This is a genomic window from Streptomyces sp. 4N124 (assembly GCF_052245395.1).
GTDB lineage: Bacteria > Actinomycetota > Actinomycetes > Streptomycetales > Streptomycetaceae > Streptomyces.
The window spans coordinates 37,385-57,922 of sequence record NZ_JBQQBS010000062.1; the positions used below are offsets into that span (position 1 = coordinate 37,385).

Genomic DNA, 20,538 nt, shown 5'->3' on the forward strand with positions numbered 1-20,538 from the left:
GAGAATTCCGGGAGACGCGCCGCCCGTCGCTACCGTGGCCGGTGTCGAGCGTGAGGAGGCCGCCGCCATGGACGAACGGCACGCCACCCTGCACGTCCTGCCCACGGCCGCGCACCCGCCCCGGGCGTGCCAGGACGGGCCCGCCCCGGCCGCACCACCGGGCCCCGCCGCCGTACGCGTCCACGTCGTGAGCGCCGACCCGCTCGCCCGGGTCGGCGTCCGCACCCTGCTCGAAGGCGATCCCGGCATCCGGGTCACCGGCGAGAGCACCCCGGAGCCCGAGGCGGCCGCCGGGCCGCGCGCCCACCGGCCGCACATCCTGGTGGTGCACGGTCCGCTGCCGGCCGACCGGACGGAGTTCCCTGCCCGGGCCGCCGCAGACAACGTCCGGGTGCTCACCATGGGCGAGGCCGCGGGCCCGCCGGGAGCGGCCCACGGCCACCCGCCCGGCACGGCGACCGCCGGCCGGCCGGCTCGCGCCGTCGTCCGCACGGCCGCGGGCTGCACCCTCCCGCACGAGACGGCGGCCCGCTCACGCCGCACGGCCGCGGTGTCCCAGGTCTGCGGGGCCAGTCCCGATCAGCTCACCGAGCGCGCGTGCGAGGTGCTCGAACTGCCCGCCCGCGGACTGTCCAGCACGGGCCTGCGCCAGCCCTGCTGAGGGGGGCCGGACCGGGCCGTGTCAGCGCCGTGTCAGCGGTACGTGGCGGCGGCATCCATGATCGGACGGTTGTGTCCGACGGATCCGTGAGAGGGGGAGGAGAACTCATGGTGACCGACCGCTCCTTGGCACCGACCATGACCGTGGTGCTCGACCCCGGACACCACCGCCGGGAGTCCCGGCCGGTGCTGGAGATGCGGGGACGGCTCGACATGGTGCTGTTCCAGGCCGCACTCGACCGGATCGCCACCGGCCACCCCGCCCCGCACACCGACCTGCTCCGGCTGCACCGGCACGGGCCCGACCACCACACCCTCGAACTGCCCGATCCGGCCGGCGATCCGGTGCCGTATCCGGCGGGCCTGCTCGCCGACCTGATCACCAGTGCCCCGGTGCCCGCGCCGGACCCCGCCCGGCGGGCCGACGGCGATGGAGCGCGGCCGGGTCCCTGCGGGCCGCTGCCGCAGACGTTCGCCGTGACCCCGTTGCAGCGCGAGCTGCTCGCCGGGTCCCTGGGCGGCCCCGACCACCATGTCGAACAGCTCGCCTGGCGCTGGCACGGGCCGCTGGACGCCGACCGGTTCGTTAAGGCCTGGCAGTCCGTCTTCGACCGCGAGACCGTCCTGCGGTCCGCCTTCGTCTGGGACCCGAACCCCAGGGCCGTGCTCTTCGACCGCTGCGAACCGGAGGTGGCGCACCACGCCCACGGTGCCTTCGCCGGCCGCGAGGACCTCATGGCCGCCGAGCGCGAGCGGGGCTTCGACCTGCGCCGTCCCGGGCTGCTGCGCGTCGCCCTGCTGGACGGGCCGCCCCCGAGGAGCCTGAACGAACAGCCGCCCACCGACGTGCTGCTCACCTACCACCGAGCCCTGCTCGACGGCTGGAGCGTGCGCCTGCTGCTGCGTGTGTTCTACCGCGCCTATCTCGGCGGAGGCACCCTGCCCGGCGGCGAGCGCCGCCCCGACCTGCGGGACTACACCCGCTGGCTGGACCGTCAGGATCCCGCGCCGGCCCGGGACTTGTGGCGCAAGGCCGCCGCGGCCCCGCCCGTCCCGCTGCCGCGTGCCGCGCCGGGCGCGCGTACCGGCCGTGACGGGGCGGGGCGCAGCCGCACCCGGCTGTCGCGGGCCGAGACGACCCGCCTGGCGCACTGGGCGGCCCGCTGGGGCGCCACGGAGAGCAGCGCCCTGCACGCGGTGTGGGCGATGCTGCTGTACCGGGCGTCCGGCCCCGTCCGCGGCCCCGTCCGGATCTCCGGCCCCGTCCGGATCTCCTTCGGTGTCGGCTTCTCGGGGCGCGGCATCCTGCTGGAGGACATCGAACGCCTTCCGGGTCCGCTGGCCAACCCGCTGCCGATGACCATCGAGGTCGACCCCGCGGAAACGGTTCCGCAGCTGTTGCGCACCCTGCGGGACCGCACGTGGGACATGGCCGCGTACGAATGGGTGCCGGCCGGCCTGATCCACGAGTGGCTCGGGCCGGCCGCCGGCCCCGAACCCGCCGACACCCTGCTGGTCTTCGAGCACCTCCCGCGCCGGGACGACCGCCTCAGCCCAGTGCTCGCGGCGCACGGCGTGCATGTCGAGCACCTGGTCCCGGCGGCGGCGCGGACCGCGACCGCGCTGAGCGTCGTCGCGTACCAGGACGGCCAGGGGGGCCTGGTCCTGTCCGCGGTGCACGACCGCGGGCGGCTGGAGGACGACAGGACGCAGGCGATGCTCTCCCACAGCGCCCGGCTGCTGCGCCGACTGCCCTACACGACGCGCGAGTCGACCACCGTCGCCGAGGTGCTCGACACCCTCGACGGTGCCGAGCTGCCCCGGCTGTACGACGGTCCCGCGCGCGAAGGCCCGGCAACGGGTCTGTTCGTGCGGCTGCGCGCGGCGACGGCCGCCGGCGCGGCCACCGTCTGCCTGGTCGCCGCCCCCGGCGCGCCCGAGTCCTGGTACCGCGGACTCCTGCGGTGCTACGACGGCCCCGAGGCGCTGGCTGCGCTTCGCCCCGCGGCGGACGTGACCCGCCGCGGCGCGGCCGCGCTCGCCCCGGTCGTCGACGCGGGCGCCCGCCTGGTCCTCGGCGGCTTCTCGGGCGCGGGGGCCACCGCCTACGAAATCGCCCGCCGCCTCGCGGACGCAGGCCACCGGCCCCCACTCGTGGTCCTGGCCGGCGGTGAGGACACCGACGGCGCCCGCGAACTGGCCCGCGCACTACGCCAGGCCGTATCACCCTGACCTGTGCGGCTCAACCGCCGCAACGCCGTACCCGGCCGCGGCCGAGCGCCTCCCACGCCGCCCAGACGGCCGCCGCGGCGCCGACCGGGGTGACGGCGGATGCCGCGCAGACCATCAGCATCGTTTCGCCGGCGTACGGGCGGCCGCGGTTGTCCGTGTCGCCCAAGTGCCCGGAAGCCGCCGGGCTCACGGCGTTCTCTGTGCCCACAGAGCTCTCGGTGTGCACGGTACTCATGGCGCTCACCTCTTCGGCCAGCCGATGTCGTCGTCGGACAGCGGATCATTCATGGACGACTCCCGTGAAAGAGAGCGGAACGGGCGCGGCGCAGGCCGCCGCCCCGGTACTCGAAAGGCTCCTCGAACGCGCCGGAAAGCCGCTTGAGAAACGCACGAGAGCCGCCTGACGCCGACCGGCCTCGCCGAGGGCCGCCACGGCGCGCTGCGGGCCCAGTCGCCGGGGACGGCAGCCGCCGTCCGCGTACGACAAGGGCGGCCGTGTGGCTCAGGCGTGCCGCGTCCCGGCTCCACCTCCAGCACACCCGCCGCGTTCCGACGAAGTCAACTACCGCGACCGGGTCCGCCTCGACGTCCTGCGCAACCGCCTCCTGGTCCTCCCCGGCGACGAAACGGGCCTGGACGGCCTGCGTGCCCTGGCCGAACAGGCCCAGGCAGACGCCGGCATCGACCTCGCCGCAGACGTCTGGCGCACCCTCGCCGGCCTCCTTACCCCTGCGGCCCGGCGTTGAGGTGGTCGACGCACATCTCGTACAGGTCCTCCGCATGTGTCTCGTGCCAGCCGGGAGGGACGGCCGCGGACGCCGGCCACAGGGCGCTGCGGCCCCGCTGGTCGGCGACGACGACGAACGTCGCGTACGCGTCGGTGTAGGGGTCGCCCTCCCACGGCCGGTCCAGCACCTGGAGGGAACCGTCGGCGCCCAGGACGGCCGACCGGCCGGTCCGCCACATGCGGGCGGTGCCCGAGGCGCCGCCGAACGGGTCGGGCAGGAACCGCTCGCCCGTCGCCCCCGGCAGCCCGGCGTAACCCTGGGCCACGCCCACGCCCGCGAGGTACAGCCCGCCGGTGCCGCCCGTTTCGACCGGCCGCATCGCCGCGTCGAGCACGTACACGCGATGACCCGGCACGGGCCGGGTACGGGCCCCGGGTCCGTGTTCGACCAGCAGCCGGGCCTCGGCCGAGCCCCCGCTCTTGGTCAGCACGAACCCCTCGGCCCGGGCGAGTGCGACGAGCTCGGGGTCCGCGGCGCCGCCCAGCACCATGCCCGCGCCACGCTCGCGCAGCCAGCGCAGCACCGCATCCGCCCCGCCGTCGTACAGCGAGGGCGGCGGTACGGCTACCGGTGTGCCGGAGGCCAGCGCGCCGAGCAGCCCGAGCGTGGCGTCGGCGTCCGGATAGCCGCGCACCAGCCAGGCCGCCGTCCGCGGCACCGCCGCCCGCGCAGTCACTGTCTCGGCGGCCACCGGCTCGGCGCCCACGACGACGATGCCGTCCCCGCACAGGGCCAGCACCACCGGATCCTCGAAGGACAGCGGCCGTATCCGGTCGGTGTCCCGCATGGGCCACCGCCCGCCCGCCGGCAGCAGATCGGCCGCCGGATCCCGCACCAGCCGCACCACCCCGGGCACCGCGGGCAGCACCTGGTCGGCAGCCGCATCCAGCAGCAGCACCACCGGCCGCACCCCGTCCGGCACCCCCTGCGAGGGGTCCAGCGGCAGACACGCGGCGCCCGTCTTGGCGGCGGCGAGCGCGGCCACCGCGAAACCCGCCGGTGAGGCGATCGCCGTGGCCACCGCCGTGCCCGGACCGGCCCGGTGCTCCACCAGGACATGCGCCAACAGGTCGGAGCGGGCGTCCAGTTCGGACCGGTCCGCGTCCGCCAGCGCCGGCAGCCAGGGCCCGCGCGCGACCTGCGCGGCGAACAGCTCCGCGACGGTCGCCCGCGGCAGCCGCAGCGCCTGACCGGCCCAGCCGGAGTCCTCGGCACCGCAGACCGGATCGGGCGCCAGACGTAGCGCGCTGACCGGGCACCCGGCGTCGTCGAGGGCCGAGGCAAGCACCGACACCAGTTGCCCGGTCAGCGACGCGGCCATCGCCTCGCCCACCCCGTCGCTGCGGAACGCCGCGGTGACGGCGATGCCCGCGGGCGTCCCCTCGGCGTCCTCCCGCTCGACCAGCGTCAGCGCCACCTCCGAGGGTGCGCACGGCAGTTGCGCCCGCTCCGGCTGCACGGAAAGCCCGGCGGCCTCGTACACGGCGTCCACATGCTGCAACACCGTCAGCGCCACCCCGCCCGGCTGTGCCAGCGGCGCCCCGCCGTCCCGGTACGCCGCCAGGTCCGCGGCGCGCACCCGCGCCAGCAGCTCGGCGAAGCCGGGGTCGCCCGACGCGTCCACCGTCAGCGCCAGCACCCGCCCGTACGGGCCGACCGACCGCCGCAGCGCTGCGCTGCCGCGGGCCGGCACCGGCGCCGCCACCGTGGTTTGCGCGTCCGCGCCGAGCCGGGTCAGCAGCGCCGCCAACGCGGCGTGCACCACCATGAACAGGGAGACGTCGTGGTCGGCTGCGAACCGGCTGATCCGCTCGTGCAGCTCGGCGTCGATCTGCGAGGCCAGCATGCCGACCGCCCCGTCACTGGGCGCCTGGGCCGCACCCGGCAGCGGCGTCGCCGTCGCGTCGCCCGCCCGCGCCCGCGGCACCTCGCCGTACGCCGGCGCGGCCCACCACGGCGTGTCGCCGGTGGCTCGTGCCTCGTACGCCCGCGCCAGATCCGCGGCCAGCGGCAGCTGCGACCACTGGTCGACGTCGGCGGCGGGCACCGCCAGCTGCAGCAGATGGTCATCCGGTGCCAGCGTCTGCAGCCGCGTACCGGCCGCCCCCAGCCGCGAGTTGCGCAGCGGCTCGTGCCGCCGCCCCACATCCTCCAGCGCCGCCTTGAGCGCCCCCACGTCCAGCGCGCCGCGCAGCCGCAGCGGCAGCACCGCGCTGTCCGTGCCCGACCCCACCGGCCCGGTCGCCGCGGCCGGCGGATCTCCGAGGCGCCGCGCGAACAGCTCCGGAGTCGGCGCCTCGTACAGGGCGCGGCTGTCCGGTGCGACGCCGAGGACCTTGCGCACCCGCTTCAGCAGCCGGGCGATGGCCAGCGAGTGCCCGCCGAGACGGAAGAAGTCCGAGTCGGCGTGGACCGTGCGCCGCGCCACCCCCACCGCCTCGGCGAACAGGTCGCGCACGATCTCCTGGACGGGGGTGCCCGGCTGCATACCGGGCGTCCCGGACGCGAACCGCGCGGCGGGCAGCGCCGCCCGGTCGACCTTCCCGGCCGGGGTGAGCGGCAGCGCGTCCATGGTGACCAGCGCGGCCGGGATCATGTAGTCGGGCAGCCGCTTGCGCAGATGGGCGCGCAGCGTGGTCTCGAAGTCGACGCTGCGGTCGAAGGTGTCCGGTGAGTTGGCGCACCGCTCGGCGGCCCGCACCGGCGCCGCGTACACCGAGGTCAGCGGTCCGTCCGGGACCGCGCCCGGGGCGAGCAGCACAATGTCGAGCTCCTGCGGGGCGCCGGCCGACCAGGTCGGCAGCGCCCGGTAGCCCAGCCGCTCGGCGGCGGCGCACAGCTCCTCCGGGCCGGGCGCCGGGCACGGTTCGGCCAGCTTCGCCACGGCGCAGGCGACGCTGCTGTGCGCGTCGTCCAGCGCCCGCATCGCCGCCCACTCGCCGTGTACCCGCGCATTGGGCACCTGGGCCAGGCGCAGGACGGCGGGCCGCTCGCGGCGCAGATACGTCTGAAGGCCCCGGGCGCCGCTCAGTTCACCGCCCCACCGGACGCGCGGTACGTCCCCCAGGTCGGCGACCGGCTCAGCCGTGCCGAGCACCGCATCGTAGCGGTAGCCGGTCAGCTCGTTGCCGTGCACGCCGCGCTTGACGCGCACGTCGACGGCGCGGATGGCCGGGAGCTCGCGGGCCAGGGCCGCGAACAGCGCGGGCGCCAGCAGCAGTTCGGTCTGCAGCCCAACCCGCCGGGCGGCCCGTCGGCGCACTTGGGCCGCGTCCTGCTGCCCGTCCCCGCTGCGCGCCAGCTCGACACCGGTCTGCAGGCAGCGCGACAGCTCCAGGTTGCGCAGATCGCCCAGGAACAGCGAACCGCCCGGCGCGAGCAGCGGCAGCAGCCGCTCCACGACGGTCCGCAGATGGCCGAGGCCGGGAAGGTACTGGGCGACCGAGTTGACGACGATCGTGTCGAAGTGGCCGGTCGGCAGCCCCTCGGTGTCGTGGGCGGGCCGTCGGCTCAGCCGCACCTTGTCCCGCAGCACGGGGTCGGACCGGGTCTGCGTGCGCAGCGCAGCGACGGCCGCCTCGGACAGGTCACTCGCCCAGTACTCCTCGCACACGTCGTCCGCGGCGAGCTCGGCCAGCAGCAGCCCGGCACCGGCCCCGACCTCCAGGACTCGGCGGCGGCCCAGTTCCCGGATACGCCGCACCGTCGCCGCACGCCACTCCTGGATGTGCTCCGGCGGGATCGGCCGGGAGTCATAACTGCTGTGCCAGCCGGCGAAGTTCCGCCCGAGCCCGGTGTGCGTGGCGTCCGTGTAGAGGCTGTCGTAGATCTCCTTCCACTCGGTGACCCGCGCCTCGGGCCGGGCGGCGGGCGTGCCCGGTGCGGCGGGCACGACGTGCGCCACCAGGCGGCGATCGCCGTCGGCACCCTCGTGCACCGACACCGCGGCCGCCGCCACCGACGGATGCTGCCGCAGTACGGCCTCGACCTCGCCGAGCTCGATGCGGAATCCGCGCAGCTTGACCTGGTCGTCCAGGCGCCCGGCGAACTCCAGCTCGCCGTCCTCACGCAGCCGCACCCGGTCCCCTGTCCGGTACAGCCGCCCGCCGCCCGCCGTGAACCGGTCCTTGACGAACCGCTCGCCGGTCAGCCGCGGTTGTCCCAGGTACCCGGTGGCCAGACCCGGCCCGCCCAGGAGCAGTTCCCCGGTGCCGCCCGGACCCACCGGCAGCCCGTCCTCGTCGAGGACGACGGCGACACCGGCGCCCAGGGCCCGGCCGATGGGCACGGTGAGCTCGTCCTCGGCGGGCGCCTCGAGCACCTCGTACCCGGTGGCGAACGTGGTGGCCTCGGTAGGCCCGTACACGTGCAGCAGCCGTGCGGGCGGCCCGGCCAGGACGACGCGCCGCACCCGGCGCGGATCGCACGCCTCGCCGCCGAACAGCAGCGCCCGCATGCCCGCGAACGCCGCAGGCCGCTCGTCGGCGACGCGGTGGAACAGCGCCGTGGTCAAGAACGCCACCGTGATGCCGTGCGCGCGCACCGCCCGCTGAAGGCGCTCCGGGTCGCTGACGGTGTCCCGGTCCAGGCCGACCAGGCGCCCGCCCGCGGCCAGCGTCGCCCAGATCTCGAAAGTGACCGCGTCGAAGGCCGGGTTGGCCGCCTGCGCGACCACGTCCGAGGCCGTGAGCTGCACAAGGTCGTGCGACTGTACGAGGTCCAGGACGGCCCGGTGCGGGACGACGACACCCTTCGGTGAGCCCGTCGTCCCGGAGGTGTAGCAGACATAGGCGTCGTCGTCGGGCGCGGGCACCGCATCCGGCAGAGCATCCGGCCGTCCCGCGATCTCGGCGGCCTCCGCGTCCAGGGCGACGGCCTCGACCCCGTCGAACTCCGCCGCCAGCAACGCCTCGGTGACCACGGCACGGGCCGCGCAGTCCCGCACGATCAGCCGCCGCCGCTGCGCGGGGTGGCCCGGGTCCAGCGGCACGTACGCCGCCCCCGCCCGCACGATCGCCAGGAAGGCGGTCACCAGGTCCGTCCCGGGCCGCAGGCACGTCACCACCCGGTCTCCCGGGCCGACCCCGCGCGCCGCCAGATGCGCCGCCAGCCGGTTGGCCGCACGGCTCAACTCCCGGTAGGTGAGGGCGGATCCGGCATCCGGGCCGGCGCAGAAGGAGACGGCGACCGCCTCGGGCCGGGCGAGCACCTGTTGTTCGACGAGGTCGGAGAGGGACATCGGGCGGGCTCCTTCGACGGCGGCTCCGGGCCTGGCACAGCATTGCCAAGACCCTGGCAACCCGATCCCGCGACGGTGTCGTGGAACGGTGGAGCCCCGCTGGAGCGCGGCAGGCCCGGCACAAGGGGGGATAAGTACACCTCCGCTTCGGTGCACAGGCCCATCGTTCGCGTCCGGCCGCCGCAGCAGACTCATCGGCATGACGACGAACACCGCCGCCCCCCACACGAACCGGACCACCGCCAAGCGCCGCGGTCTGGTGAGCCTCGCCCTCGCCGCCCTGGTGACCACCGGTACGGTGCAGGCCGTCGCTGCCCCGGCACCCGACTCGATCGCCGTCCTGGACCGGCAGGCACAGCCCCTGACCGACCTGCACGCCGTCGGCCGGATGATCGGTGCGGCACGCGTCGTCGGCATGGGCGAGGCCAGCCACAGCGTCCACGAGTTCTTCGCCCTCAAGCAGCGCCTGTTCGAGTACCTGGTCACGCACAAGGGCTTCACCACCTTCGCCCTGGAGACCAGCTGGAGCACCGGACTACGGCTCAACGCCTATGTCCTGCACGGCATCGGCGACCCCGAGACGATCATGGAGCAGGAGTTCCAGGGCCAGTACGTCTTCTGGAACACCGAGGAATACCTCGACCTGGTGCGCTGGATGCGCCACTACAACCTCGGCCACCCCGACAGGCCGCAGCTCCGGTTCGCCGGCAACGACCTCGGCTACCCGGGCCCCGAGGCCTTCACCCAGGTCGGCGACTACGCCGCGGCCTACCGCCCGGGCCTGGCCCGGCAGTTCGAGGACCTGTACACCGCACTGCGGCCCGAGCAGGACACCGAGGTCGGCCCCTGGATGCAGCAGCAGCTGACCCGGGATGCGGCACAGCGCCGCGAGAGGGCCGAGCGCGCCCGCAAGGCCCTGGCCCTGCTGCGCGACGAGGGCCGCCCCGCAGGCACCGACGCCGGCCGCGCCGCCGCCTACGACTGGGCCGTCCAGAACGCCACCGTCATCGCCCAGACCTTCACCGCCTACGCCTTCCCGGACGACCGGTTCGCCGACCGCATGCGCTACCGCGACCGGGCGATGGCCGCCAACACCGCCTGGCTGCTCGACCAGCACCAAGGCAAGATCCTCCTCGCCTCCAGCAACGGCCACATCGCCTACACCAGCGACAACCCCGCCGAGTTCCCCGAGCCCGCCGGCGCCGCCCTGCGCGAACGCCTCGGCAGCAGGTACGTGAACATCGGGCTCACCTTCAACCGGGGCACGGTCAACGCCCTGCCCGACGCCACCGCGCGCACACCCAGGACCTACACCGTCGCGCCCGCGCCCGAGGGCCACAACGACCATCTCCTGGACCGGGTCGCCCTGCGCGACTTCGCCGTCGACCTGCGCGCCGCCCGGGCCGGCGGCGCCGGCAGCTGGCTCACCCGGCCCCGCCCCACCCGCTCCTACGGCCTGTACTGGTCCCCCCAGGACCCGCAGACCTCGCTCAGCCGCTCCTACGACATCCTCGTCCACCTGCACGAAGTCGAGGCAGCCCACCTGAGGTGAGCGGCCCCGCCGTACCGCCCACCGATCCAGCCGACGAACCCGCCAAGGAGGGATTTCCCATGCGCATTGTGCCGGGTGACGGAGTGACAGGAACCGCACTGGCCAACGGCCAGATCGCCCTTCGCGCCAAGGGCCGCACCGACCGATTCCGCTGCACACCCCTCGCGGCGACGATGTGGTTCGCGCTGCGCCACAACGACGGATTCGTCGACCTCGCCATCGAGGCCCTCGCCCACAGCTGGGGCACCGACCGGGAGAAGGTGCGCGTCGTGATGGAAGCATGGTCGCGCAAACTCATCGCCGAGGGCTGGCTCAAGCCCGCCCAGTGACGCCTGGCAACCGTTCCTAGAGACTGAGGGGGAGTGAGTCCTGGTGCCAGGACCCATGCTCAGCCGGGTGCCCCGAACGGTGCTGGGCACCCTGGTTCCCCGCTTTCGCTCCACCACCGGGCGGCGCGCATCCGGTGCGCGGTCCGGGCAGGTGGGGGCGGGTTTCCTCACGCCTTCGGGTTTCCGGTCGGGCCTGGACGGTCCGATGCCCCGTAGCATCGCTCCGGTGCTGCGGGGGCGGTGCCGTCCGTCGCCTGATCGGGTGCCCGAGGGCGCGTCGCCCGACCGCGATGCTCGCCGCATCGTGCCGGGACGTCTTGCGTCGTGGGGTGGTCAGGGGTTTCTGCCAGTGCTGGGCGCCCCACCGGCTGGTGTAGGCGGGGTCGACCGCGACGATGGCGATGTCCTGTTCGGCGGCCATCGAGATGAGCCGGGTCTTGAGTTTGGCGGTGGGGAAGCGGGAGAGCAGGCGGCGGAAGCGTTTGTTGCGGCCGTGCTGCTCCCGGCTCGTGCCGTCGGTGAAGTCGAGGTTCTCGAGGGCGATCGCGGCGGCCCCGTTGCGGCGGGTGTGGTGCAGCAGTCGGCTCAGCGCGTGCCGGATCTGCGCATCTCGGTGATCGGCACTGCCGGTCAGGTCGTAGAAGAAGCGCTGCGGTTCGCCGACCGGGTTGCCGTGCACATCGAGCTGCCAGGCGGCGAGGTGGTCGTCGTTCATGTCCACCCCGACCACTCCCCGGGCCAGCGCCGCGTCGAGCGGGAGGACCGGGGCGGCGGCGCGCTGCCAGGACGCGGTCACATACCAGCGGCCGCGGAGAACGTCGTGGTGGATGCGGTAGGCCACCGCCCGGTTGGCGGTGATCCGGTCGCGCCACTCCTGCCCGCGATGTCGGAAGCATACGGTCGCAACCAGCACGTACCGGCCGTGCGGGGCGTTGGCCAGGTGAGCCAGCGGGGAGGGCAGTTTGAGGGAGAGCTGGCCGGTGTCGGTGACGCGGATGGTCTCGTTGCCGAACCGTTTGCCGGACTCCCCGTCGGCAGCCAGGAACATCCGCGCCGCCTGCCAGCGTGCCCGCCACACCTGTTCGCTCAGCCCGGCCGCCCGCAGGTGGTGGCGGGAGTGGGCGAGGCGTTTGCCGCCGCGCACCACGCGCACCCGGCCCACCGCCCAGTCCGCCTCCACCCCCGCCAGCCGCGCCTTCAGGGCGTGCAGGCGGCGGGACTTGGCATGCCACTCGGCACGCGAGCCATAGCCGCGGGCCAGCCCTTCCCGCTTGTCCGCCCTGGCGCCCAGCGGACGGGCCAGCCGCGCCTCGATGGCGGCGATCTGCCCACGCAGCCAGGTCAGGTGGGCGGCCTGGCCGCGCCTCGCCAGCGCCCACTGGTCGTGGGTGGCCTTGGTGATGCTGCCCGCCCAGCGCGCCGACGACTTCCCCGTCAGCTCCCGCTTGCGCACCGCCCACGACGCGGCATCGTGCGCCAGACCCTGCCGGGAGCGTTCCGCGAGATCACCCGCGGCCAGCGAACCCAGGAACGTCCCGACCTCGGCCAGCACCGCCGCATCGGACTCGCTCACCCGCAGCCGGTCCCGGATGGCCACCCCGGCCGGACCGGGCACCACGAACGACGACGCCAACTCCCGCAGCCCGCCCACCCGTTCACCCCCACCCGGTCGAAGATCCGTCACGGCAGTCAACGAGCACCACCCGCAATGGTCACCCATTCGACCCAGGAACCCCAGTTCCCCTCCCGAAGACCAGACACCGAGAACGCACCCCACGGCACGGAAGACAGTCCCCGCGCAGGCGCCCGGCGGCAGCCAGCCACATCCGGCCCCGGCACTCACTCACATTCACCAAGAGTCACTCCCGCTCAGTACACCGGCAGCAGCTCCCAACCCCGCCCGTCCCCCACACCACCCCACCGACGGGCGGGAGTTGCACCTCAGGCCCCCCCTTCCCGCCTCCCCTCAAACCCGCCGCGACCGCGCACCGCGCACCGCCGGCCACAGCGGCATCCCCAGGCCTCCCCGAACCTCGGCAGACCGACCCCCGATCCCGCACCGCTCGCCCCTTTGCACCCCCGCACCGCAGCGAGGCTGACGCCACACGACCGACCTTCAACGGAGGAACCCGTGCGCCGTCAACTCCTCGCCACCGCCGCGACATCCGCAGCCCTCGTCGTGGGCACCCTGGCCGGCGCCACGCCGGCGGCAGCCGTGCCCGCCGACAAGAGCCAGGTGCTCTCGGGCTGGACCCAGACAACCGCCACCAGCTACACCACCTGGGCCGCGGCCCGCGCCAACCAGAGCGCCTGGAGCGCCTACGCCTTCAACTGGAGCACCGACTACTGCTCCACCTCCCCCGACAACCCGTTCGGCTTCCCCTTCCAGATGTCCTGTGCCCGCCACGACTTCGGCTACCGCAACTACAAGGAGGCCGGCGCCTTCGACGCCAACAAGGCCCGCCTGGACAACGCCCTGTACGCCGACCTCAAGAGAGTCTGCGCCGCCTACAGCGGCGTGAAGCTCACCTCCTGCAACGCGACGGCGTGGACGTACTACCAGGCGGTCGACAAGCTCGGCAGCTGAGGCCGGGCGCACAAGGGGGGCCGCGCAGGACGGTCGTGGCCGCACACCGTCCGCCCCGGCCCCGCCTCGTGCGAGGAGAGCGCCATGTCCTGGCCGCGGCCGTTGGAGCCGGGCTCAAGGTCCGTTCAGGCGCGACTTGCGATGTCCGCCTGCCGAACGGCCGAGCCCGCTGACCGCGTACCGCCGGATACCGCGGCCGCATGACGCAGCCCCTGCCGGGGTGCTGTACCCGGCAGGGGCTGTCTGTTCAGGAGCGGGCGTTGGCAGCGGTGGTCGCAGCGAAGGCCGGGCGAGGGCCCGGCCCGTGCTCAGGTCCAGCGGACCGGCAGCGACCACGGGCCGCCGATGTACATGTCCTGCCGCCATGCGACGCGTTCGGCCGGCCCCGCCAGTTCCAGACCGGGCAGACGGGTCAGCAGCCGGCGCAGGGCGACCTCGAGTTCCGCGCGGGCCAGCGCCGCCCCGGGGCAGAAGTGGCGGCCCGCCCCGAACGCGATGTGCGGGTTGGGGCTCCGGTCGGGCCGGAACGCGTCGGCGTCGTCGAACACGGCCGGATCGTGATTGGCGGCCTCGGTGAGCGGAACGACCAGTTCACCGGCGCGGACCACGGTCCTGGTCAACGGCACGTCCTCGAGGGCCTGATGCTTGTGGCCGCCGGTGCCTGCCAGCGAGATGTGGCGCAGCAGTTCCTCGATCACCGAGGGGAGCGCCGTGCCGTCCTGCCGGATCCGCTCCGCCAGGGCCGGGCGCTCCAGCAGCACGTACAGCGACGCCGCGAGATGGTTGCTGATCGTTTCGTAACCCGCCATGAGCAGTCCGGCGCCCATGACCTCGATCTCGTCGGTGGAAAGGCCCTGTCCGGTGCCACTGGCGCGGAGCAGATCGGTGAGCAGGCCCTGCGCCGGTGTCCTTGCGGTGAGGGCGTCGCGCTGGGCGGCGACCAGGGCGGCGAAGTAGTCACTCATGTGCTTGTGCGCCTCGGCGACCTGTTGTGCGGGGAAGCGGTTGATCGACATCATGGCGTCCACCCACGGCTTGAGGAGCGCGCAGTCGTCCTCGGGAATGCCGATCAGCCGGCACATCGGCCGCATCGTGAACGGAATCGTGAAGGAGCAGACCAGGTCCCCCTCCCGTCCCTGCGCGGTCATCGCCTCGACGAGTTCGTCGGCGAGTGCCTCGAGCCAGGGCACGAGGCCCGCGACCCGGGCCGGGCTGAAGGCGTGTGAGATCGCCTTGCGCCGCCTCGTGTGATCGGGGGCGTCGCTGCCCGACAGGGCGAGGGACTGCCGGGTGCGGGCGAAGAACGGGTTGCCGGTGGCGGCGGCCTCCCGGCTGAACCGGGGGTCGGTGAGCACCGTGCGTACGTCCGCGTAGTCGGCCACGACCAGCGCCGTACGGCCGTCGGCGAGCCGTACCCGCACGGGTTCACCCGCCGCGCGGATCTCCGCGTGCTCCCGGGAAGGGCACACGTTCGGTCCCTGCGCGAACGGGAACGGTCGAAGCTCTGTCATGCGGCACCTCCGGGTGCGAGAAGACCGATCACGAGATAGACGAGGTAGCTGCCGAGCAGGAACGCCTGGCTCGCGGCCGCGGGCCACCGGGGCGCGCGTGTGGTCCAGAAGCGGACCGCCGCGAGGGCCAGGATCCCGGCGGGCAGCAGCACCAGCCAGCCCCAGGCCGCGGCACCGCCGGACCAGGGCCGGGTGACGGCCAGCACCAGCGCGGTGGCACCGGCGGCGCAGCCGAGACCGACGGCCGCATTGCCGTTCACCCCGAACACCCCGACGTATGTGTGTGCTCCCGGCCGGGGCGAGCGGGTGATCTTGCGGGTGAACTCCAGGGTGAGGGAGGCCAGCGTGGCGGCCGCGACCGCGATCACGCCGGTTCGCCAGGACGAGCCCTGCGTCTGGGACAGGAAGCCCGCATACAGGTAGACGTTGAGCATGACCGGGACGGGCCAGCCGATGAGAAGGTTCACCAGCACCCGGTCCCCGTCGGGCCAGCCGTAGCGCTGATCGGCGGTGAAGAACACCACGACATAGACGAGTTGGGCGAGCAGCACGGGCAGGCCGAAGCCCACCGCCGCATTGAGCAGCAGCAGGACCGCAAAGCCGCAGCCCGCCAGCGCCAGCAGATCGGCCCGCCGCACCAGGCCGGCCGCCAGCGGCCGGTCGGGATGGTACTCGCGGTCGTAGCCGAGGTCGCGGATGTCGTCCAGGGCGCGATAGACCACCGTGCTGACGGCGACCGTGACGGCCGCGACCAGGGTGCGGTGGTCCGGCCGCCATTGGGTCGTCCCCGCGTCGAGCGCGGCGAACAGGCCGGACATGCCCAGCGTCCACAGCGTCGTGGTGAGCAGCCAGATTGGAAGGACGATGCTGCCGCAGAAGAACCGGCCGAGACGAACGATCATGATACGGCCGCCCGTTCCAGCACACGCACCATCCCGCTTGCTCCGTCGAGCTCGACGAGATCCCCGTCCCGCACGATCGACGTCACCGCGGCGACCGCGACGACCGTCGGAATGCCGAGCAGCCGCCCGGTGATCGCGGTGTGGGAGAGCGGCGTACCGCGCTCGACGACGATCCCCTTGGCCGCGGTCATCAGGAACAGCCAGCCGGGATCGGTCTCCCGGGCGATGAGGATCTTGCCGTGGCACGCTTGTGGGGACACCTGCGGATCGAGGACGACCTTCGCCTCGCCGCGCACCACCCCCGGGCTCGATCCCATGCCGCTCAGCTCGTCCGCGCAGTTTGTGGACGGCGGCGACGACTCGGCCGGCCCGGCGGCCAGAGCGGTCGCCACGGGGCGGTCCGCAGGGGTGACGACCCGCGCCGCGCGGTCCGGCTCCCCGGCATGGCGCCGCCGTTCCGCGCGACGCACCGCCGCCAGCGCCCGCAGCTGAGTACCGGGCAAGGTGCCCTCGAACGCGCCGACCACCTCGTCGACGGTCAGATCCACGACATCGCGTTCGTCGTCGAGCACGCCGTACTCGGCGAGTGACCTGCCCAGCAGCAGCAGCACCTGACGGCTCACGCCGAACAACTGGCTGCGGCAGAAACGGGTGTCCTCCCTGGCCCGTACGAACCACCGCAGGCCCGCGAAGGCCGCGCGCAGCACCCAGCGCCGCACCGGCGAGGGGCACGCCGCCCGCAGCGCGGTCTCCGCCCGCTGCCGCGTCTGCCGCTCGGCGCAGGCGTTGGCACGCGCCGAGATGCCCTGCTGGATGTAGGGCCGGATCACCCCGATGACGAGCCCCGGACGCTGACGCGGTGTGATCTGCTCCAGCTTCAGGTCGTTCGGCGCCCGGTCCCCGTACCGGCGCACATGCGTCTGCGCGGCCCGCGCGAGCTCGCTGCCGTAACGGCCGGACACCACACGCCGCCACAGCTCGTCGTCACCGGCCCCGTCGTCCCCCGTCCCGGCGCAGATCTCCGCACGCGCCCCGGGGCGGGCACCGGCCAGCTCGGCCAGCGCCATGGCCGAGCGCACCGCCGCCACGGACCGGTTGGGCCGGCCACCGCACAGCAGGCCCATCTGCAGCTCGTTGCGCGCCGGCGCACACCAGCGCCGCAGCAACGCGTCGGCCGTGCGGTACGTGAGCATCAGGAAGAACGTGTTGAGCAGCGTGGGCGCCCAGCGGGCACCGGCCTCGGCCCACATCCGGCGGTAGAGCGCGATCAGTTCGTCGGGATCACGGCCGTCCAGGTCCGCGGCCCGCTCCATGAACGCGTCCCACCACTGAAGGAACCGCCGCACCGAGCGAGGATGAGCGAGCAGCAGCCGGAGAAGGCGTGGCGTGCCGGCCAGCGCCGCCCGCCGAGGACGGTGACGTTCCCCGTCGATCGTTCCCATCGACCGCTCCCACGGCCCGCGGATCAGCTCGAACGCGGCGACCTGGCCGTGCAGGCGGTACCAGCTGTCGAGGCGGCAGTAGATACGCCCGTCCAGCCAGCCGAGCATCCGTTGCAGATGCCGGTCATTGCGGCGCAGCACGGCCTGCCGCACGCCGGTCAGACGGTAGAGACCGGCGAAGGTCCGCCGGTAGTAGTCGCATGCCTGGGAGAACGTCAGAGCGCAACTGATGCCCGGGTAGCTCTCGGTGACGTTCTCGCGGCTCCAGTGCGCCGGATCCGCACCTCCGGCCGGGGCCGCCGGCTCGGCGGGGGCGGTGATGACCGCGGGCCTGGCCTGCACCAGGTGCACCCGGCCGGACGCCGTGATGGTGCCCTCCACGTCCTGCGGCCCGCCGAAGTGTTCCGCCACCCGTGCGACCAGTTCCGCCAGCCGCCCCGCCTCCTGGTCGGTGAGCACAGGCCGCTGCGCCAGCTCGTCGGGCACCGCCCGGGCGGCCACACCCGCGCCGTCGTCGGTGACGAGCATCCGCCGCTTGGGCACCACCACAGCCTCGACGTCCGCGCCGCCCGGTGCCACGAAGAAGTGGTCGATGTCGGCCTGCTCCTGAACGATCCCCTCGCCCAGGCCGTAGCCGGCGGCGATGACGCACCGCTCGTCACCACCCCGGGGGTCGCGGCTGAACGCCACGAAGGACCGGCTCCCCACAATCATGCGCTGCACGCCCACCGCGACCCGCGCACCCGCCGGGTCCGTGCCCCGGGTCAACCGGTACAGCACCGCATGGGGATTGAAGGCCGACGCCCAGCAACCGGCGATCCGGGACAGCAGCTGATCCCGCGAGACGAAGAGGAAGCTGCTGCTCAGCCCCGCGTGCGGATCGTCGGCGCCGTCCTCGCCGGCACCGTTCGGCCCGCTGACCACACACGCCCGGACCGCCACCCGGCCGTCCGGGCCGGCGATGTCGTCGAACGCCGCGAGCACCTCGGCGGCCAGATCGTCCGGCACGGCCACCGCCGCGAGCCGGTCGTGCACCCGCTTCGCCCACGCCAGCACCTCGGCCTGCCCGCCGGGAGGGGCGGCCGGCTCGCCGAGCGCCGCCAGCGCCCTGTCGAAGGCCTCGGCCGGCAGACAGACGAATTCCGGCACATCGAATCCGGCCAGAAACATCGACGCCTGCCTGGCGAATTTGTGTCCGACCACAGCAGCTTCACGTAACGCATGAACATCAGTGATCAGCATCGTCACCCCAGGCGCATTGCAGAGACAGACATGCGGTCAGAACCTAGAGAGAGAAACTCGAATACTGCTTGTGTGGGGTCAGTGACGTAACTCCACCGGAATGAAACAATTCCCGGACCGGCATTCGAGTGATCATATGCGCGTAGCTCGAGTCGTCTGCTCCAGCCTCGTCCAATCGCGAAAAACGGTGCCGAATTGCGGTGCCCGGAATTCCGCGTGCGGAAATCCTCGATGCCGAATCACCGAAAGGCGATCAAGGCGCGATTCCACGGAAAGCCGCCGAAATGGAAGGATCAGTGTTGATGCTGCCCGCGAAGACGGTTGCCAGGACACGTGGCGCAAAGCGATCCGTCACAGTGGCGCGATCGGTGAGCACGACGCCCGACGAGGGCGAACGGCACATCGCCCCGCTGGACGTGGACGAGACCCACCCCTTCTTCGACCACCCCGTGGACCATGTACCGGCCATGCTGCTGCTGGCGGGGCTACTCGAACTGACCACCCCTGCGGATCGCGCCCCGGCCTTGACCGGGCGGATGCGCCTGCGGCTGCACGTGCCCAAGATGGCCGAACTCGGCCGGCCCGTAGACCTGTCCGCACTGCGCCCGGCCGGCACCGAACGCCACTGGACGCTCCAGGCACACCAGGACGACACCACGATCATCGACGGCGAACTGGAGTTGTGGGCCGATCCGCCGACGACCGGATCCGCGCCGATGCTCCGGACCCGGCCCGAAGGAGCACACCGAAACCTGGTGCACCGCCATCGCCCGGAGAACGTGATGATCGGCCATGCCCAGGTGCGTGGCGACCGGCTGACCGCACCACTTCGCCTCCCGCCCCCCGATCACTACCTGTCTCTGCGCGAACCGGTCACCGGAAGCCTCGAAATGCTCCTCGAGGGCGGACGCCAATTCGGCATCCTCTACGGCCATGTCGTGCAACGCCGCGCAGCCGACGCCCAGATGCTGCTCCTGGGCATCGCGGCCGAACTGCCGGTGACCCTCGCGCCCCACACCGCTGTCACCCTGCGGGCCCGGACCGGGCCCACCCCGGGCAGCCGGGGCAGCCTGACCATCGAGTACCTGGGCGGCGGGGCCCACGGCCCGAAGATCGGCGAGCTGTCCCTCGACTACCAGGTGGTGAGTGCGGCGGCCTACCGGCGCATGCGCGGCGCCAAGGCGGCCTCATGACCGGAAAATCCGCCGCCCGCCTCGTACGCACCTACACCCTGATCCTCTTCCTCCTCCAGCTCGGCGTCTTCGCCCTCGCCATGACCACCCAGCTGAGGCGATCCGGCGAGCCCCAGCACCAGGTCGCCGCGGCCATGCTGGTGGCCTACCTGTCCTGGGGAATCGCCGAGCTCAAGATCACCGCGAGCCGGCCCGGCGAAGGAGTCGCCGAGAGCCGCACGCTCGCCGTGTACGCCACCGTGCGCTGCGTCACCTGGGCGAGCGCCGCCCTGGGCCCACTGCCCTGGACGCACTGGTCGGCGTGGATGCTCGTACCGATCGCGCTGTTCACCACCGGCGTCACCCTGCGCCTGGTCGCGATCCGCGTCCTGGGACGGTTCTACTCACACCACGTCCGCCGGCTCACGGACCACCAGATCATCACCACCGGCCCCTACCGCCTGGTCCGCCATCCCGCCTACACCGGCATGGCACTGGCCAACGCCGGCTTCGTCGCCCTGTTCTTCAACCCGCTGAGCCTGATCGCGTGGCTGTGCCTCATCCTCGTCCTGCTCTGGCGCATCCACACCGAAGAACAACTGCTGCAGGGCGTGCCCGGCTACTCGGCCTACGCGGCCGGCCGCCCCCGCCTGGTCCCGGGCATCTGGTGACCGGCAGGCCACCACAGAACGCCCGAAGACAGACGTCCGCGCCGGGCAAGGGCTGATGGGCCTGTCTCCGTCCTTGTGCCACAGGATGTCACGGGCCGTCGTGCGTGCGTACCCCTTCTCGGTCAGGCACTGCTTCGCACCTTCGAGCAGAGCCTCGCGATGTCCCATGCCCAACCCCTGCCTCATCTTTCATGCATATGTCTCGTTCAAG

The 20,538-nt window shown here is 73.4% G+C and carries 14 protein-coding genes and 1 pseudogene; 8 read left to right on the forward strand and 7 right to left on the reverse strand.

The window, feature by feature from the left end:
* The first annotated feature begins 34 nt into the window (after positions 1–34).
* Together ACTWQO_RS40255 and ACTWQO_RS40260 are read left to right on the forward strand one after the other, a co-directional pair.
* On the forward strand, positions 35–661 hold the full coding sequence (locus tag ACTWQO_RS40255) for a response regulator transcription factor (protein ID WP_443242329.1): 627 nt from the start codon (positions 35–37) through the stop codon (positions 659–661).
* A 107-nt stretch (positions 662–768) separates the two neighbouring features.
* A complete protein-coding gene (locus ACTWQO_RS40260; RefSeq protein WP_443242330.1) occupies positions 769–2,892 on the forward strand; it encodes a condensation domain-containing protein in 2,124 nt (707 codons plus the stop codon).
* A 10-nt stretch (positions 2,893–2,902) separates the two neighbouring features.
* Here ACTWQO_RS40260 and ACTWQO_RS40265 read toward each other — a convergent pair whose 3' ends face one another.
* Entirely contained in the window at positions 2,903–3,127 is a 225-nt protein-coding gene (locus ACTWQO_RS40265) for a hypothetical protein (RefSeq protein WP_443242331.1), read from the reverse strand.
* Between the two features lie 262 nt (positions 3,128–3,389).
* Here ACTWQO_RS40265 and ACTWQO_RS40270 point away from each other — a divergent pair, with 262 nt between their 5' ends.
* Positions 3,390–3,638 carry a hypothetical protein gene (locus tag ACTWQO_RS40270; protein WP_443242332.1) on the forward strand — a complete coding sequence of 83 codons (249 nt, stop codon included), beginning with the start codon at positions 3,390–3,392 and terminating at the stop codon, positions 3,636–3,638.
* Here the strand turns inward: ACTWQO_RS40270 and ACTWQO_RS40275 are convergent.
* Positions 3,616–8,919 carry an amino acid adenylation domain-containing protein gene (locus ACTWQO_RS40275; RefSeq protein WP_443242333.1) on the reverse strand — a complete coding sequence of 1,768 codons (5,304 nt, stop codon included), beginning with the start codon at positions 8,917–8,919 and terminating at the stop codon, positions 3,616–3,618. The genes ACTWQO_RS40270 and ACTWQO_RS40275 overlap by 23 nt on opposite strands.
* Before the next feature lie 199 nt (positions 8,920–9,118).
* On the opposite strand from ACTWQO_RS40275, the gene ACTWQO_RS40280 reads away from it, so the two are divergent.
* A complete protein-coding gene (locus ACTWQO_RS40280) occupies positions 9,119–10,471 on the forward strand; it encodes an erythromycin esterase family protein (protein WP_443242334.1) in 1,353 nt (450 codons plus the stop codon).
* A gap of 59 nt (positions 10,472–10,530) precedes the next feature.
* Complete coding sequence (locus tag ACTWQO_RS40285) at positions 10,531–10,800, forward strand: hypothetical protein (RefSeq protein WP_443242335.1); 270 nt, start codon at positions 10,531–10,533, stop codon at positions 10,798–10,800.
* Positions 10,801–10,816: 16 nt separating this feature from the next.
* On the opposite strand, the gene ACTWQO_RS40290 is transcribed toward ACTWQO_RS40285, so the two are convergent.
* On the reverse strand, positions 10,817–12,484 hold the full coding sequence (locus ACTWQO_RS40290; RefSeq protein ID WP_443242336.1) for an IS200/IS605 family accessory protein TnpB-related protein: 1,668 nt from the start codon (positions 12,482–12,484) through the stop codon (positions 10,817–10,819).
* A gap of 447 nt (positions 12,485–12,931) precedes the next feature.
* Between ACTWQO_RS40290 and ACTWQO_RS40295 the strand changes: the two genes are divergently transcribed.
* Positions 12,932–13,387 (forward strand): phospholipase, encoded by a 456-nt coding sequence (locus ACTWQO_RS40295; RefSeq protein ID WP_443242337.1) that lies wholly within the window; start codon positions 12,932–12,934, stop codon positions 13,385–13,387.
* 308 nt (positions 13,388–13,695) lie between these two features.
* On the opposite strand, the gene ACTWQO_RS40300 is transcribed toward ACTWQO_RS40295, so the two are convergent.
* From ACTWQO_RS40300 to ACTWQO_RS40310, 3 genes are read right to left on the reverse strand one after another with little or no spacing between them, the layout of a single operon-like run.
* On the reverse strand, positions 13,696–14,898 hold the full coding sequence (locus ACTWQO_RS40300) for a cytochrome P450 (protein WP_443242338.1): 1,203 nt from the start codon (positions 14,896–14,898) through the stop codon (positions 13,696–13,698).
* Entirely contained in the window at positions 14,895–15,800 is a 906-nt protein-coding gene (locus ACTWQO_RS40305; protein WP_443242339.1) for a hypothetical protein, read from the reverse strand. Before ACTWQO_RS40305 ends, ACTWQO_RS40300 begins: the two co-directional genes overlap by 4 nt.
* Positions 15,797–18,484 (reverse strand): PEP/pyruvate-binding domain-containing protein, encoded by a 2,688-nt coding sequence (locus ACTWQO_RS40310; protein WP_443242340.1) that lies wholly within the window; start codon positions 18,482–18,484, stop codon positions 15,797–15,799. The genes ACTWQO_RS40305 and ACTWQO_RS40310 overlap by 4 nt, the downstream gene beginning before the upstream one ends.
* Positions 18,485–18,852: 368 nt before the next feature.
* Between ACTWQO_RS40310 and ACTWQO_RS40315 the strand changes: the two genes are divergently transcribed.
* Both ACTWQO_RS40315 and ACTWQO_RS40320 read left to right on the forward strand, forming a co-directional pair.
* The gene (locus ACTWQO_RS40315) at positions 18,853–19,677 is read left to right on the forward strand and encodes an AfsA-related hotdog domain-containing protein (RefSeq protein WP_443242341.1); all 825 of its coding nucleotides are present in this window, start codon (positions 18,853–18,855) and stop codon (positions 19,675–19,677) included.
* Positions 19,674–20,327, forward strand: coding sequence for a methyltransferase family protein (locus tag ACTWQO_RS40320; protein ID WP_443242342.1), 654 nt, complete (start codon positions 19,674–19,676; stop codon positions 20,325–20,327). The genes ACTWQO_RS40315 and ACTWQO_RS40320 overlap by 4 nt, the downstream gene beginning before the upstream one ends.
* Positions 20,328–20,408: 81 nt before the next feature.
* Here ACTWQO_RS40320 and ACTWQO_RS40325 read toward each other — a convergent pair.
* Positions 20,409–20,495 (reverse strand): annotated as a pseudogene (locus ACTWQO_RS40325) (TetR family transcriptional regulator); the annotation flags it as partial.
* Between the last annotated feature and the right edge of the window lie 43 nt (positions 20,496–20,538).